Source organism: Jeotgalibaca sp. A127 (assembly GCF_052266745.1).
Classification (GTDB): domain Bacteria; phylum Bacillota; class Bacilli; order Lactobacillales; family Aerococcaceae; genus Jeotgalibaca.
The window spans coordinates 236,930-252,520 of sequence record NZ_JBQPRC010000002.1 but is presented as its reverse complement, the minus strand read 5'-3'; the positions used below and the strand labels follow the sequence as shown (position 1 = coordinate 252,520).

General features: G+C 40.7%; 15 protein-coding genes. All 15 read right to left on the bottom strand.

Translation table 11 applies throughout. The features are described 5' to 3' along the window. Nucleotides 1-20 precede the first annotated feature (20 nt). The 15 genes from ACTVAI_RS03405 to ACTVAI_RS03335 all read right to left on the bottom strand — a co-directional run bounded on the left by ACTVAI_RS03405 (nucleotide 21) and on the right by ACTVAI_RS03335 (nucleotide 15,582). Entirely contained in the window at nucleotides 21-1,004 is a 984-nt protein-coding gene (locus ACTVAI_RS03405; RefSeq protein ID WP_443472424.1) for a ribose-phosphate diphosphokinase, read from the bottom strand. Nucleotides 1,005-1,091: 87 nt separating this feature from the next. Next, nucleotides 1,092-2,471 (bottom strand): bifunctional UDP-N-acetylglucosamine diphosphorylase/glucosamine-1-phosphate N-acetyltransferase GlmU, encoded by a 1,380-nt coding sequence (gene glmU, locus ACTVAI_RS03400; RefSeq protein ID WP_443472425.1) that lies wholly within the window; start codon nucleotides 2,469-2,471, stop codon nucleotides 1,092-1,094. 182 nt (nucleotides 2,472-2,653) lie between these two features. After that, entirely contained in the window at nucleotides 2,654-3,466 is an 813-nt protein-coding gene (gene purR / locus ACTVAI_RS03395; protein ID WP_443485883.1) for a pur operon repressor, read from the bottom strand. A gap of 149 nt (nucleotides 3,467-3,615) precedes the next feature. Continuing rightward, on the bottom strand, nucleotides 3,616-4,434 hold the full coding sequence (locus ACTVAI_RS03390; RefSeq protein ID WP_443485882.1) for a metal ABC transporter permease: 819 nt from the start codon (nucleotides 4,432-4,434) through the stop codon (nucleotides 3,616-3,618). Beyond that, nucleotides 4,380-5,087: a metal ABC transporter ATP-binding protein gene (locus ACTVAI_RS03385; protein ID WP_443485881.1), complete on the bottom strand. Its 708-nt coding sequence runs from the start codon at nucleotides 5,085-5,087 to the stop codon at nucleotides 4,380-4,382. The genes ACTVAI_RS03390 and ACTVAI_RS03385 overlap by 55 nt, the downstream gene beginning before the upstream one ends. Nucleotides 5,088-5,102: 15 nt before the next feature. Continuing rightward, nucleotides 5,103-6,056: a metal ABC transporter solute-binding protein, Zn/Mn family gene (locus ACTVAI_RS03380; protein WP_443485880.1), complete on the bottom strand. Its 954-nt coding sequence runs from the start codon at nucleotides 6,054-6,056 to the stop codon at nucleotides 5,103-5,105. Between the two features lie 298 nt (nucleotides 6,057-6,354). Further along, on the bottom strand, nucleotides 6,355-7,209 hold the full coding sequence (gene ispE, locus ACTVAI_RS03375) for a 4-(cytidine 5'-diphospho)-2-C-methyl-D-erythritol kinase (protein ID WP_443472430.1): 855 nt from the start codon (nucleotides 7,207-7,209) through the stop codon (nucleotides 6,355-6,357). A 125-nt stretch (nucleotides 7,210-7,334) separates the two neighbouring features. Then, entirely contained in the window at nucleotides 7,335-7,592 is a 258-nt protein-coding gene (locus ACTVAI_RS03370) for a Veg family protein (protein ID WP_443472431.1), read from the bottom strand. 211 nt (nucleotides 7,593-7,803) lie between these two features. Then, nucleotides 7,804-8,661 carry an AAA family ATPase gene (locus ACTVAI_RS03365; RefSeq protein WP_443472432.1) on the bottom strand — a complete coding sequence of 286 codons (858 nt, stop codon included), beginning with the start codon at nucleotides 8,659-8,661 and terminating at the stop codon, nucleotides 7,804-7,806. Between the two features lie 30 nt (nucleotides 8,662-8,691). After that, nucleotides 8,692-9,588 carry a 16S rRNA (adenine(1518)-N(6)/adenine(1519)-N(6))-dimethyltransferase RsmA gene (gene rsmA / locus ACTVAI_RS03360; protein WP_443485879.1) on the bottom strand — a complete coding sequence of 299 codons (897 nt, stop codon included), beginning with the start codon at nucleotides 9,586-9,588 and terminating at the stop codon, nucleotides 8,692-8,694. Next, the gene (gene rnmV / locus ACTVAI_RS03355) at nucleotides 9,575-10,162 is read right to left on the bottom strand and encodes a ribonuclease M5 (RefSeq protein WP_443485878.1); all 588 of its coding nucleotides are present in this window, start codon (nucleotides 10,160-10,162) and stop codon (nucleotides 9,575-9,577) included. The genes rsmA and rnmV overlap by 14 nt, the downstream gene beginning before the upstream one ends. After that, nucleotides 10,159-10,932, bottom strand: a complete 774-nt coding sequence (locus tag ACTVAI_RS03350; RefSeq protein ID WP_443472435.1) for a TatD family hydrolase — start codon at nucleotides 10,930-10,932, stop codon at nucleotides 10,159-10,161. Before ACTVAI_RS03350 ends, rnmV begins: the two co-directional genes overlap by 4 nt. Nucleotides 10,933-11,017: 85 nt before the next feature. Next, complete coding sequence (gene metG / locus ACTVAI_RS03345) at nucleotides 11,018-13,033, bottom strand: methionine--tRNA ligase (protein ID WP_443485877.1); 2,016 nt, start codon at nucleotides 13,031-13,033, stop codon at nucleotides 11,018-11,020. 90 nt (nucleotides 13,034-13,123) lie between these two features. Then, entirely contained in the window at nucleotides 13,124-13,885 is a 762-nt protein-coding gene (locus ACTVAI_RS03340) for a MerR family transcriptional regulator (protein ID WP_443485876.1), read from the bottom strand. A 350-nt stretch (nucleotides 13,886-14,235) separates the two neighbouring features. Continuing rightward, complete coding sequence (locus ACTVAI_RS03335) at nucleotides 14,236-15,582, bottom strand: C40 family peptidase (RefSeq protein ID WP_443472438.1); 1,347 nt, start codon at nucleotides 15,580-15,582, stop codon at nucleotides 14,236-14,238. Nucleotides 15,583-15,591 lie beyond the last annotated feature (9 nt).

The window sequence follows — 15,591 nt, the reverse complement described above, 5'->3', positions numbered from 1 at the left end:
ACCTCTTTTAATCGAATTAATTAATCAATCAATGTGAATTTTTCTTGGAACAATGGACTTACAGAACGGTTTTCGTGGATCCGTTTGATTGCTTCAGCAATCAGTTGGGATACAGATACTTGAACGATTTTTTTACTATTTTTTTCTTCTGGTAACTGAATGGAATCTGTTACGATTACTTCTTGGATAACAGAATTTTCCAGACGTTCGATTGCTGGTCCTGAAAGAACTGCATGTGTACAGCAAGCAAAAACTGCAGTTGCGCCAGCATCTTGTAATGCTTGAGCTGCTAGAGTAATTGTTCCGGCTGTATCGATCATATCGTCAATCAGAATTGCTTTCTTGCCTTTTACATCACCGATGATGTTCATAACTTCTGCCACGTTTGCTTTTGGACGACGTTTGTCGATAATAGCAATCGGTGCATGGATAAATTCAGCCAATTTACGTGCACGTGTTACCCCACCGTGGTCTGGTGAAACAACAACGATGTCATTTTGAAGCATTTCATTATCCAAGAAGTAGTTTGCCAATAATGGCGCACCCAACAAGTGGTCAACTGGAATATCGAAGAAACCTTGGATTTGCGGTGCATGCAAATCAAGAGCCAACACGCGGTCAGCACCTGCATCTGTAATCATGTTTGCAACCAATTTAGCTGTGATAGGTTCACGTGATTGTGCTTTACGATCTTGACGTGCATATCCATAGTAAGGAATAACCACATTGATTGTTTTAGCACTCGCACGTTTCAAAGCATCAATCATAATCAACAATTCCATCAAATGGTCGTTTACTGGGAAACTTGTTGATTGGATGACGTATACATGAGCTCCACGGATACTTTCATCGATATTGATTTTGATTTCGCCATCACTGAATTGTGTAGAAGACACAATTCCAAGTTCTACGCCAACTTCCGCTGCAATTTTTTCTGCCAATGGACGGTTGGAACTTAGAGAAAAAATTTTCAATTTCGGGTCTTTGTAGTGTTCTGTAGTCATATTTTTTCCACTCACCAATCTGTTTTTTTTACGTACATACTCTCACCTAATATTTTAGGCATTTATTCATTTATTTCAATAAAAGAATTACTTATTTTTTGATGGTGGTAATTTATCCCAATAGCCATCTTTATTTTCTTGACGGCAACGTGCAATCCCCATTGCTTCCTCTGGCACATCTTTTGTAATGGTAGATCCAGCAGCCAAGAAAGCATTTTTCCCTACGTTAACTGGCGCAATCAAATTTACATTACAACCGATGAAACTATTGTCACCCACTGTAGCACGATGTTTGTTCTTGCCGTCGTAGTTTACGAAAATAGTCCCGCAACCTACATTGATGTTTTCGCCTAAATCAGCATCACCAACATATGTTAAATGACCTACTTTCGTATCTTTACCAAGGTTGGAATTTTTAATTTCAACAAAGTTTCCGATATGAACTTTTTCGCCTACCGTACTATTGGGACGTAAATGGCTGTAAGGACCAATGTTGCTATCGTCTGCCATTGTTGATTCTTCAATATTTGAACTTGTAACGCGTACGCGGTTGCCAATGATGGCATCGCGGATTTCAGAGTTTGCCCCGATGAAGCAATCTTCACCAATTCGGGTCATGCCCTTTAGGACAACACCTGGCTCAACAATTGTATCCGATCCGATAACTACTGTTGATTCGATGTATGTGTTTTCTGGATCCAACATCGTTACACCATTACGCATATGCATTTCATTGATACGTTTCTTCATAGTTGTGCTTGCTTCCGCTAAAGCAACACGGTCGTTAACTCCCAAAGCTTCGGCCATATCAGCCATTTGATAAGCTGTGACAATTTCACCCTGGTTTTTCAAAATTTCAATAACATCCGGTAAATAGTACTCACCTTGGGAATTATCATTTTTAACCAAAGCCAACACTTCGAATAAAGCCTTGTTGTCAAAAACATAAGTTCCGGTATTGATTTCCTGTACTGCTGCTTCTGTTTCAGAAGCATCTTTTTGCTCAACAATTTTTTCAACTAGATTTTCAGCGTTGCGAATAATACGTCCATAACCAAATGGATTTTCCGCATGAGCAGTCAAAATGGTTGCCTTTGCAGATTCAGTTTCATGATGTTTCACTAAAGCCGCAAGTGTTTCACTCGTCAACAAAGGTGTATCGCCACAAATAACAAGGGTTGTACCAGCTTTTCCACCTAACGCTTCTTGCGCTTGAAGTACCGCATGACCTGTCCCTAATTGTTCCTCTTGCAGAACATATTCAGAACGATCCCCGATGACTTCTTTGACAGCTTCCGCGCCATGACCCACAATTGTCACAACGTGATCAAAACCAGCTTCTTCCACTTGATCAATGACATGCTCAACCATTGCTTTACCGCAAACTTTGTGCAGAACTTTGTACAACTTACTTTTCATTCTTGTGCCTTGACCGGCAGCAAGAACTACTGCAAAACGATTAGCCATTTTTTAGTTTCTCCTTCGCTCTCTTATGAAATCACACAAAAATAATCGTACCCGAAATTCAATAATCCCGCAACTATTGTAAGGGCTTAGATACGTATTTTTCCTTATTTTCTCATATTCATCCCTACACTTACAAGGGAAATTCAAAAAAAGACTGAGCAACCTGCCCCAGTCTCCATTTTTTAGTCAAAATAACTGCCTAATCCCACTGACATGGTGCGATTACGCATATCCACTTCGTTCACGCGAATGAGTGACGTGTAGTTTTCGGTTTCTTTTGCTGTATAAGCGGCTTCAGCAAAAACTGTCACACCAGCAATTTCTGAATCGAATTCTTCAATGATACTGCGCATACCGTTTACCGTACCGCCGCCCTTCATGAAATCATCCACAACCAGAACGCGGGAACCGCTTGGCAAGCTACGTTTTGAAAGTTCCATTTTTTCAACACGATCAGATGACCCAGACACATAGTTGATACTTACAGTCGAACCTTCTGTTACTTTAGAATCACGGCGAACAATTACAAAGGGAACGTTTAAATACGTTGCAACAGCCTGCGCTATTGGAACACCTTTTGTCGCCACAGTCATAACTGCTGTTACTTTTTCTTCTTTATACTGGGAAGCAATCATGCGTCCAACTTGGTTCAAAACTTGTGGGTCGCCTAATAAATCTGAAAGATACACATACCCGCCTGGTAAAATGCGCTCCTTTGAATCCATTTTACGACAAATATTTTCAATGAATTCTTGAGCATCCTTGTTTCCCACAGAAGGAATATATTTAACACCACCTGCTGCTCCTGGCAAAGTCTCTACAATCCCGAAACCATTCTCTTCAAATGCACGTTTAACAATCGTTAAGTCTTCACTAATAGAAGATTTTGCAGATTCATATTTTTTTGAAAAATAAGTTAAAGAAACCAATGTATGTGGGTGGTTTAATAAATAATGTGTCATATCTACTAAACGATCACTACGTTTAATTTTCATCAGTTGACAATCCCCCTAAAAATTAATTACGGATAGTATAACGAGAATTACTTAAAAATGAAAGTCTTTTTTAGCTTATTGTTCGCTTTTGAAAATTTAATTTAAAAAAACAAGCATCGAAGCACGATACTTGTTCACAATATTATGTTTTATCTTAATCTTCGGTTTTTTGTAAATGATTTTACGACGCTACTGATAATGAATAGTGTGGCAAACATCAACGTAATGGTTGCTCCCGGTGGTGTCCCTAGTTCGTAGGATGCGAAAAGCCCACCGTACATACCTAATAAGGCAATGATTGTACCTACCCAGATAACAGTTTTAAAACTTGTTACCAAGCGCATGGCGATAGCCGCTGGAAGAACCAGGATGGCTGAAACAAGTAAGGACCCTGTAATTGGCATAATCAAGCTAATTGCTACACCAGTAATGATGGAAATGAACAAGGAAATACCACGTACAGGCAAACCTGCAGTTGCAGCTGTGTCCTCATCGAAAAGCAAAACATAAAGGGGACGTCTGAAAATAACAAACAAGGCTACAATAAGAATCGTTAAAATTAAAAGCGTCCAGATTTGTTGTTCATCAATCGTTACGATAGATCCAAACAAGAATTGTTCGATACTCTTCGTTTGTTGGCCCGAGACGAAACTCATCAATACCAAAGCAACTGCCATACCCGTTGACATTAAAATGGCGATAGAAATTTCCGAATACCCCCGGAAAACATCCTGTAAATACTCAATCCCAATGGCTACTAAAATAACAACAAAGACTGTCGTCAGTGTCGGGTTCACTCCAATCAGGAATCCTAGTGCAATACCCGCCAAAGACACGTGTGAAAGAGTATCCGCCAATAAAGATTGTCGACGTAAAATTAGGGTTAGGCCAAGTATCGGGGCAATAATCGCAATCAGTGTTGATGCTTGGAATGCCCGTTGCATGAATCCATAGAAAAACATCTCCATGGCGAATCCTCCTTTCTTCTTAAAGTAATTTGACGGTCCATGTAATCTTTAATATCTTCATGTTCATGGGTTACCATCAAAATTGCTTTATTATGGACCCTGGAATTGTGACGCAGCAAACGATAGAAACGTTCCCGTGATTCCTTATCCATCCCTGTTGTTGGTTCATCCAGCACAAACAAATCTGGATCTGTCGCAAAGATACGCGCTAATGCGATTCTTTGTTTTTGTCCACCGGAAAGCTCGCCAATTTTTTTATTGCGTAATTCCCACATTCCCACTGATTCCAATGCTTTTTTAACGTGTTCGTGATCTTCCGCATCCAATCGTTTAAACCAGCGATTGTTTTGGTAACGTCCAGATTGAACAAATTCAAGCACTTTACTTGGGAAACCAATGTTAAATGAAGAAATTTGTTGTGGTGCATAACCTACCATCAACTTGCTACCACGTTCATTCGTCGGTGAAATAGTTGCAGAGCCTTCTTGTGGTGTGAGGAGGCCCAGAACACTTTTTAACAATGTCGATTTTGCCGCCCCATTCTCTCCAGTCAAGATGACAAATTCTCCCGGTTTGACAGTAAAGTTTATGTCCTGCAAAACCGGTTCATCATCATATGAAAATGATAGATTCTCGACGGTAATATAGTCCATTAGGCTTCCTCCTTTTTAGTTAATTGTCAGTTTTAGAGCTTCCAAATTATCGCGCATAGTCGTCAAATAATCAACACCCGCTGCTTGGTCCTCAGCTGTTATACCCTCGATTGCACTCAAAACACCCAGCTCTATACCTGTTTCATTTGCCAAAGTTTGAGCCAAATTATTATTGCCAGAATCTTGGTAATAAATGACTTCTATATCATTTTCATTGATGTATTTTCCAATTTCCGCCAATTTTGCCGGACTCACTTCTTGATTGGATGTCAGCGCAGAAATGGAAACCTCTTCTAATTCATAGCGTCTTGCCAAATAGCCAAAAGCTGCATGCTGTACTACAAAAACGCGATTCTCAGCATCCGCGAATGCAGTTTGAAATTCCTGGTTCAATGCTTCCAGTTCTTTTACATATTCCTCCGTGTTGGATTGGTATGCTGCTGCATTTTCTGCATCCACTTCCTGGATACCTGAAGAAATAGTTTCCACCATTTGTTTAGCATAGACAGGGTCCAACCACACATGTGGGTCAACCGCATGGTTATGACCATCACCTTCATAGTGTTCTTCTTCATCCTCGTCATGACTCTCGTCTTCATCATGACTATCCCCTTCATAAAAAGGAATGCCTTCAGATGCGTTTATAATTGTTACATCGCTGTCTACCAAAGTATCCAATACCGCTGGCACCCATGTTTCCATATATTCACTGCTGTAAACAAACACATCTGCTTCTGCAACTGCAGCCATATCTTTTGGAGTCGGTTCATAGCTATGGGTATCTTGACCCGCTTCTAACAAGGCAGTCACAGTGCCATTTTCCCCTACTACATTTTGCGTAAAATTATACATAGGATAAAAAGTGGTAACAACATTTAAATCATCGTTAGTTGCCTGATCGGCATTTGGTGCTCCGCAAGCAACCAACACTACCGCAAGTAGTGGTAATAATTTCTTAAATAGGTTCATAAATAATTCCCCTTCCTTTTGTAAATTTTGTAAATCGAAATGATTCCTATTTGGGAACTAAATTACTTTAGCATAAGCTTTGCAGAGTCGTCAATATATTTGTTGCTTTAGATATATTGCTTTTATTAAATTTGGCGTTTTTTATAAATTCTTTTAATATCAGTGTTAAGAAAGTTCCAAACGTATGAATTCCTATTCATGATACATTGTCAATATATTTACTTTTATCATTTCAGCTTATAAAGATCAACTGCGGTGAATAAAATAAACGAGCCGTGCCATTATTTGGCATAGCTCGTTATTTTAAAGTTCGGGTAATATACACTTCTTCGCAAAATCCTCTCAGACTATTGTAAACCCGTTTGGCCCGGGAATAATTTTGGCTGAAGCCAATAATCGTGGGACCGCTCCCACTCATGGTTACCCCATCCAATCCATAGCGCTCCATCCGCTCACTCAGTTGTTTAAGCTTGGGATGCCGTTCAAAAGTGACTGCCTCCAAGGTATTGCTGAGATTATTGACCATCTTATAGTAGTCGCCATCATTGATTGCTTCCGCCACGATGCGGGATTTAGGTGTGTAATTCAGTTGTTCAACTTCCAAAGCCCGAAAAACAGTCTTGGTAGAAACACTTATGCGCGGTTTCGCCAATACTACCCAGCAGGGAGGCATTGGTTTAATAGGCTGAACTTTTTCTCCTCTACCAGATACAAAGGCTGTTCCACCCATGATCGAGTAAGGAACATCCGTTCCAACTCTCATCCCCAACTCAATCATCTCATCCGTGCTCATATTCAAGTTCCATATCTTGTTCAAAGCCCGCAAGGTCGCCGCAGCGTCCGTACTGCCGCCACCTAACCCTGCAGCTACTGGTATTTTCTTCTCTATCTCCACCAACATTCCCTCGCGGATACCGAAACGATCTTTTACTAACTTGATGATTTGGTAAACATGATTGCGACGGTCAACCGGTAAAAAAGCTTTATTAGTATACACCTCTATTTTGTTCTCGACTAGGGGAGTAAACGTTAAGTAATCGGCAAGATCAACCGACGACATAATCATCTCCAGTTCGTGGTAATCATCTTCACGTTTAAACAAGACGTCTAGCGTCAGATTAATCTTCGCAGGCGCACGTTCAATCCATTCCATCCGAATACTCCCCCTTTTCTATTAATACTACATGATAATCAGGGTTTTAGAAAGAAAAAAAGATCAAAATCCCAATTAAGGATTTTGATCTTTGCTATGTATTCTATAATTACTAATGCGAGTGGTTATGCGTATTGACTCGTTTCTTCATCGTAGAAGGAAATTTCAACGGAAGATGTTAGCACATCGGCATAACTATATGAAACACGTTCAAATGCATTCTCTTCTTGATCTAAATCCACGACAAAAACGGAATGGTAAGTTTCACGTAAGATTCCTTTTCTTTCCGTTTTACGCTTTCTACCTGCTTGAGCTGTCAACAACACTTTTTTACCTAAGCGACTGTCAAGTTCTTCTTTAATATCCATCAAACTTTCTGGCATGCTCTTCACCTCACTGAGGATTATTGTACCACATTATTATAAAATTTTCAAGTATATCATAGGACGTATTTCTTGACAATACTAATTTTATATTTTTTAGATGTTTTCTGAAAAAATTGATGCTTCAAATCGAACTTCGTTCTAGTAGGCCCGTAAATGGCGGTAGAGATAAAAAGGAAAGATGCCAGACACGCATCTTTCCTTTTCACTTTTATTTAAAATCGTCTTGATGCTTCCGAAAAAAATCATAATATGTCCGGACATTAGCTAATTCAGTCCATCTCTTTACCGAAACCGGATTGGTATCCAAATCGTAGATACGTGCTTCTTTCAAAGCCAACAGGAATGGTGAGTGGGTGGAGATGATGAACTGGCAACCAAAAAATCGGGCAGAATCCTCTATAAACTGCATCAATTCCAATTGTCTGGCGGGAGACAAACTGTTTTCTGGCTCATCCAATAAATACAAACCATTTTCTTCTATCTGGTTCGTAAAATAACGAAAAGCATTTTCACCGTTGGAATATTCACGCACGTTACCTGGCATTTCTTGACGCACATAACGGGATTGCGTTTTTCGACGTGCCTCGACCACTTGACGGAGTTGCTCATAATCATCAAGTGAACGTAATTGAAACTTGGAATGTTTAAGACTCAAATATTCTTCAAACATTTCTTCCCGTTTTTCATCGATTCCCTCATTTACCGTTCGAATATTCAAAATATAGTCAAATACATCATCACTCGTAATGATACGGCTATGTTCAGGAACGGTAGTTTGATAGGTTGCCGTGCAAAACTTCAAATAGTCTTCATAGAAATTTGAACGGTTGTATTTTGCTTGCCTACGCAAAGCCAATTTTTCCGCAATCACATTTAAAGCCGTCGTTTTCCCGGACCCATTACCCCCATATAGAATGGTGATAGGAGCACAGTCAATTCTGTCCAGGCCTTGATTTGATAAAACCTGGAAGGGATAGAAAGTATCATAAACAGTACGCTTTATTTCAATGAAAAAATCAAATTCCGCTTCACGATTCGGAAAATTAAACGAATCCAGATAGAGCATAAGCGACCTCCTGGCTAGTTGAATCCTAACCTATGCGTTTTTCAAAACATCCGATTTAAATAATTCATTGGCCAACTCTGCGAATTCTTCAATCGAAAGTGTCTCAGCACGGCGACTGGCTTCAATACCAACTGCTTCCAAACCAACACGGAGCGCTTCTTTGGCTTCATCAGATTTACCAAAGATAGCCATTAAATTATTCCACAAGGTTTTACGGCGATGTTGAAAGGCACCGCGAGTCAAGCGGAAATAAAAATCTTCATTGGTTACGACAACTTTTGGGGTTTCTCGGCGTTTTAATCGCAATACCGCAGAGTCTACATTCGGTTGTGGTACAAACACCGTTTTTGGCACGATAAATGATATTTCAGCTTCGGTATAGTAATCAATAGCAATGGTCAATGAACCATAATTCTTTGAATTTGGCGATGCGGTCATTCGTTGTGCGACTTCTTTTTGCATCATCATGACATAAGTATCAACTGGCAAATTAGCCTCGATGAAGTTCATGATGATAGGTGTCGTGATGTAGTAAGGCAAGTTTGCGGCTACAACAATTCTGTCAGTCGCTTCGAAGCGGCTGGCGAATAATTCCGGTAGATTCGCTTCCAGAATATCCTGGAAAATAATTTCGACATTATCGTAAGGCGCTAATTCTGTTTTCAAAATCGGCTCCAACCTTCTATCCACTTCAAAAGCGATGACTTGTTTAGCAGACTGTGCCAAGCGTTCAGTCAAGGCTCCAATCCCAGGTCCTATTTCGATTACAACTGTATCTTTATCAATTTCCCCGGCTGCCAACATTTTGGTTAAAATGTTTGGTTCAATCAGAAAGTTTTGACCCAAACTTTTTTTCATGGTCAGACCATATTTCTTAATAATTTGTTTCGTTCTGCTTGGTGTCGCGATGTCTTTATTCATCATCAACCCACTCCTGTCCTTGTGCCGTTGGAATCGGAAGTCCGATTTTTTCCATAGCGGCAATGATTTCTTGTTTTGTTATTTGAAACATGTGTACTTTTTTGACAAATTGTTTCCCGTTGGTATGCCCAATCCCCAATTCATCGCCCAGCTTTTCCCGATAAATTGCGGAGTGAGGTTGTCCCAATAATCCAGCTTCCAGGAAAAAAGGTTTTAAATTTTCAGTGGGTGCATTCAGATAAGGTGTTTGGATATTTTCCAAAGCTTGCCTTATAACTGCGACTGAGGCGTGTTCAACGCCCAAGCTTCCACCTACAGGCGATTGACAATCCTGTTTCCGGATAAAAGCATGTTTGATTCCTGGAATCCGTTGCGTCAAGGTTTCACGGATCTTTCCACCCGGAAAATCAGGGTCAGTCAAAACAATAACGCCACGTGACGCTTGCGCCTTTTCCACTTGTAAAATGGTTGCTTCATCCAGCGCCGACCCGTTGGTTTCGATGGTGTCTGCTTCTACAGCCATTTTGATACGTACGGAATCGTCCTTGCCTTCCACAACAATTATTTCTTTAATTTTCATATTTGATCCAATCTAAAAAGCTTATTTGCATTTTGCATTGTGATTGTCGCAATTTCTTCGGTTGTCATTCCACGTAATTCGGCAATTTTTTCGGCTACGTATTTCACATAACTTGGTTCATTCCGTTTACCGCGGTAAGGAACAGGGGCCAAATAAGGGGCATCGGTCTCGATCAACAATTTATCCAAAGGAACTGCTTTTGCGACTTCATGGACTTCTGTCGCTTTCTTAAAAGTAACGACCCCACTAAGGGAGATATGCATGCCCAAGTCCAAAAACTTCTCCATGTAAGAAACGTCCCCACTGTAGCTATGCATAATACCACCAATTTCCGACACACCTTCGTCTTTTAAAATACGATAGGTGTCTTCAATAGCGTCTCGCATATGAATCGAAATCGGTAAATCGAGTTCCTTGGCGATTTGAATTTGGCGACGGAAAACATGTTCCTGGACTTCTTTGGAATCTTCCATCCAATAGTAATCCAGACCCATTTCCCCCATCGCGACCACACGCTCGTTTTTCAAAAGGGGAATTAACGCCTCTTCCACATCCAAGGTATAACTGCCGGCCTCGGTTGGATGCCAGCCAATGATACTATAGATTTCAGGGTGAGCAGCGCTAAGGGACAGTGATTTTTTGATTGTGGCCGCATCAAAACCAACCACAGCGAAGCGCTCCACACCAACTTCTTTGGCACGCTCAATGGCGGCTTCGACATCATCTGCAAAAGCATCAACATTCAAATGACAATGTGTATCAAACAACACGCGCTTCATCTTCCTCTCTCAACAATATTTAGGTCTATTATACATGAAAATAGGGTTGGAGCCTAAGCGCCAACCCACATTTTCATTATGCTACCGTTGAGCCGTTTTCTGCTTCTTGCGGTGCCAAAATAACTTGTAACTTGCCATCTTTTTCAGCGGACAAAATCATGCCTTGACTTACTTCACCCTTCATCTTACGTGCTTTCAAGTTCGCAACGATGACTACTTTTTTACCGATGAAATAAGATGGATCTGAATACCATTCCGCAATACCGGAAAGGATTTGGCGATGACCTGCATCACCAGCATCCAGACGGAATTTCAATAGCTTGTCAGCCCCTTCGACTTTTTGACAGTCCATTACTTCTGCTACTTTTAATTCCACTTTATCGAAATCATCATATTTAATTTGTTTTTCTTTTTCAGAAACAAGTTTTGTTTCACTCGGATCAAAAGCTGCTTCTTCTTCCGCTTGAGGCGTTCCAGTGGCAGCGATTTGTTCTTTTAAAAACGCAACTTCTTCTTCTTGGTCCAAACGTGGGAAAATCGGTGTACCTTTTTTAACAACGTTTGTGCCGGCTGGGAACTGGCCGAATGCCAAGTTCTCCCACGCTGCATCAGTTTCAAAATCCAAGCCCAATTGTTCAAAGATTTTAGCTGGTGATGTTGTCAAGAATGGAGAAAGCAAGATTGCCGTAATGCGTAATACTTCCGCCAAATGAACCATCACGCTACCCAATTCTTCTTTACGGGATTCATCTTTAGCCAATACCCATGGTTCTGTTTCGTCGATGTATTTATTCGAACGGGAAATCAAACGCCATACCTCAGCAAGTGCCACACTGAATTGCATGTTATCCATTTCTTTGGAATATTTTTCAATAACAGCATTTGCAGTTGCTTCCAAGTCTGCATCAAAAGCAGTCTTATGATCTGCCCATGCCGGGATTGCACCATCGAAGTATTTATTGATCATGGCAATCGTCCGGTTCAACAAGTTCCCCAGATCATTTGCCAAATCAAAGTTAATGCGGTTGATGTAATCTTCCGGCGTAAAGATACCATCACTACCAAAACTTACTTCACGCATTAAGTAATAACGTAGGGCATCTAAACCATAGCGTTCCACCAATGGTTCAGGGTAGACAACGTTTCCTTTAGATTTGGACATCTTGCCGTCTTTCATTTGTAACCAACCATGACCAAAAATTTTGTCTGGCAATGGAATATCCAAAGCCATCAACATGATTGGCCAATAAATAGTATGGAAACGCACGATTTCTTTACCGACCATATGAACATTGGCTGGCCAATATTTTTGGTAAAGCGAATCATCATCCGACCCATAGCCCAGTGCCGTGATATAGTTTGCCAATGCATCAATCCACACGTACACAACGTGTTTTGGATTACTCTTCACCGGAATACCCCATGAGAAAGTTGTCCGTGATACAGCAAGATCTTCAAGACCTGGTTTGATGAAGTTGTTGATCATTTCATTTTTACGAGATTCTGGTTGAATAAATCCTGGATGATCCTCATAATATTTCAATAGACGATCGGCGTATTTACTCATGCGGAAGAAATAAGATTCTTCTTTAACAAGTTCGACTTCGTGACCACTTGGAGCCACTCCACCGATAACTTTACCATTCTCATCTTTGTATACTTCAGCCAGTTGTGTTTCCGTGAAGAATTCCTCATCAGATACAGAATACCAACCTTCGTATTCACCTAGATAAATGTCACCTTGTTCAACTAATTTTTCAAACATCATTTGAACAGCTTTAACATGGTTTTCGTCCGTCGTACGTACAAAGTAGTCATGGGAAATATCCAGTTTCTTCCATAAAGATTGAATATCTTCTGCCATTTTATCAACATATTCTTTTGGTGAAACGCCAAGTTCAGCGGCTTTCTTTTCAATCTTTTGTCCATGTTCGTCCGTTCCCGTTAAATAGAAAACGTCGAACCCTTGCAGTCGTTTATAACGTGCCATAACATCACAAGCAATCGTGGTGTATGAATTCCCGATATGCAATTGACCACTTGGGTAATAGATCGGGGTCGTGATGTAAAATGTTTCCTTTTCTTTAAACACGAATGAGTGCCTCCTTAGAAATTCTAGTTCTATATATGCAGAATCCATTCTACCACAGAATTGACATTCATGCGTGTTTATTTACAAAATCTATTCCGCCGCAAATATACGAATCGCATCCCGTAAAAACTGTGCTGCGCCTTCACCGGCTGGCCCATCATAATAGTTCTTAAAGCGTTCATCCACGACGTACATATCTGCCAAACCACGATGTGCTTCTTTGGAGTAGCTTGGCCATGTGAATGCCAACCATTCTTTATGCAGAGCGGCCACTGCTTGTGCTTCTTCTCCACTAGGGTCATTCGTTTTCATGGCTGCTTGTAAATCGTTCAGGATTTGGCTAGCCATTTCTTGGAGTTGATTATATTGGTCTTCACTAAGGTTTCCAAATTTCTTATTGGCTTTCTCGATGGTGTCTTTCCCATATTTCTCACGGATTTCGTTCCCGTATTTTTGTTCGTTTTCATCTAATTGTTTTTGTTTGAAGCCTTCGAATTTTTCTTTATCAGTCATGCCACTCTCTCCTTTTATATGTTGTATCGTCTTGTCGATGGTTTTTAACAGATGGTCCAGACGCTCCCTTTTGGCCAGGAGTTGCTGGCGATGATTAGTCAGGGCTTCACTGTTTTTAAATTCCGGATCATCCAGGTAACTTTTTATTTCTTCAAGCGGGATTTCAAATTCCCGGAAAAATAAGATTTGTTGGAGCCGATCAACTTCGGCTTGTCCATAAATTCTGTATCCTGAGGAATTAATTCGCTTCGGCTTCAGTAAGCCAATTGTGTCGTAATAACGCAGTGTGCGGCTACTGACTCCTGCGAGTTCCCCTAATTTTTTGATGCTGTATTCCATCTGCGTCCCTCCTCGTATCTCTATACTAAACCTTTACGTTGCGTCAAGGTCAAGCGGGAAATACCAAAAGTCAAAAAATATCTTTCGAACCGTATTGTTGGTCAGGTGCGGCGTTCGTGTTTCCCATAATTTTTAATCGCCGCTTTTTAACTCGTAAGTGCGGCGATTAAATTTCTTGCGAGTGCGGAACGCCGCTTTTTAACCAAAAATGCGGCGTTAAGGTCCAGCATTTTCACTGAACGCCGCATTTATGAAGAAAGTGCGGCGTTCCCAACCTATATATTTTTTTAACGCCGCATCCAACGACCAAAAAAAGACAGCCCTCTCGGACTGTCTTGTCATATTCAGTATTAGTTTACACGTACTGCAAATTGTGGTGTGAAGTATTGTGTATAGTTAACTTCAACTGTACGGCCTTCGTATGGAGCATGGATATATGCGCCACCACCTAAAGAAATCGCTACGTGATAAGTACTTCCTGGACTACCCCAGAATAATAAGTCGCCTGCTTGTGCTTCAGAAACGCTGATTTTTGTTCCAGCACTTTCTTGAGCAACTGTGTTGTAGCCAATGTTCATTCCATAAACTTGTTGGAATACATAGTAAGTAAGTCCTGAACAGTCAAATCCTGATGGTGACTTACCACCCCAAACATAAGGAACTCCCAGATATTTGTAAGCTTCGCTGACTGCATCACCTGTGTAAGATGGCGCTGGAGCTGGTGCTGGTGTAGGAGCCGGAGTAGGAGCTGGTGTAGAAACTGGTGTTTCTGCCACTTCTACAACTTCTACAACTTCTTCCACTTCTTCTTGAACTACTGGTGCTGGTGTTGGTTGTGGCGCGTTAACAACAGTTTGAGCAACAGGTGCGTTGTTTGCTGCTGTAGGGGCAGTCGTTGCAACAGATGCAACTTCCACTACTTCTTCTGCTGCGGCTTCAGCAACGCGCGCTGCTTCTTCAGCGGCTGCGACAGCTGCAGCTTCTGCTGCGGCAATAGCTGCGGCTTCTTCAGCTGCACGACGGTCTGCTTCTTCTTTTTGAGCCATGAATTTATCACGGTCTGCTTGAACCGTTGCTTTTTCAGCATTCAAGCCAGCAATCGCGCTTTCTTCTTCAATCTTTTTAATATGTAAGTCCGCTTTTAGTTGTTCCAACTCAGTAGACATACTGATAATTTCTTGAAGTTTTTCTTCAGAAGTTTGTTTTTTTGCTTCAACAGCTTCTTGGTCGGCTACTTGTTGTTCAACCATTTCTTTATTAGCAGAAACCATTGTTGTTACAACATCAACACGTGCAAATAAATCTGTTAAAGATTCTGATGCAAAAATGAAGTTCATGTAGTTTGTATTAGAGCCGTTCACTTGTACAGAACGAGCTTGTTCTTTTAATTGACCTTCACGTTGTTCAATGATTGTTTGTAATTTCGCAATTTCTTCAGCTAATGTATTTACTTCATCTTGTGCCGTTACACGTTGATCAAGCAACTCATTTGAACGCGTTTCTGCAGAAGCAATTTCTGCTTGAACTGCGGACAAAGCTTCTTGAGCTGAGGAAACCTCAACCTTGATTTCTTCTAGTTTTGATTCTTGTTCTTCAATTTTATCTACTAATTCATCTGCGGAAGCTGTGATAGGTGCTAGCATTGTTGATGCAAGCATGGAACTTGTTAATAGTAATGTGGCAAGTTTCTTCTTCAAGTTAGTACC

Bases quoted from the DNA above. Each gene is read 5' to 3' on its own strand.
- ACTVAI_RS03365 (WP_443472432.1), bottom strand. From the start codon at position 8,661: ATGCTCTATCTGGATTCGTTTAATTTTCCGAATCGTGAAGCGGAATTT.
- ispE (WP_443472430.1), bottom strand. From the start codon at position 7,209: ATGGAATGGATTGAACGTGCGCCTGCGAAGATTAATCTGACGCTAGAC.
- ACTVAI_RS03370 (WP_443472431.1), bottom strand. From the start codon at position 7,592: ATGCCAGAAAGTTTGATGGATATTAAAGAAGAACTTGACAGTCGCTTA.
- ACTVAI_RS03380 (WP_443485880.1), bottom strand. From the start codon at position 6,056: ATGAACCTATTTAAGAAATTATTACCACTACTTGCGGTAGTGTTGGTT.
- ACTVAI_RS03385 (WP_443485881.1), bottom strand. From the start codon at position 5,087: ATGGACTATATTACCGTCGAGAATCTATCATTTTCATATGATGATGAA.
- rnmV (WP_443485878.1), bottom strand. From the start codon at position 10,162: ATGAAAATTAAAGAAATAATTGTTGTGGAAGGCAAGGACGATTCCGTA.
- ACTVAI_RS03405 (WP_443472424.1), bottom strand. From the start codon at position 1,004: ATGACTACAGAACACTACAAAGACCCGAAATTGAAAATTTTTTCTCTA.
- glmU (WP_443472425.1), bottom strand. From the start codon at position 2,471: ATGGCTAATCGTTTTGCAGTAGTTCTTGCTGCCGGTCAAGGCACAAGA.
- purR (WP_443485883.1), bottom strand. From the start codon at position 3,466: ATGAAAATTAAACGTAGTGATCGTTTAGTAGATATGACACATTATTTA.
- ACTVAI_RS03390 (WP_443485882.1), bottom strand. From the start codon at position 4,434: ATGGAGATGTTTTTCTATGGATTCATGCAACGGGCATTCCAAGCATCA.
- ACTVAI_RS03340 (WP_443485876.1), bottom strand. From the start codon at position 13,885: ATGGAATACAGCATCAAAAAATTAGGGGAACTCGCAGGAGTCAGTAGC.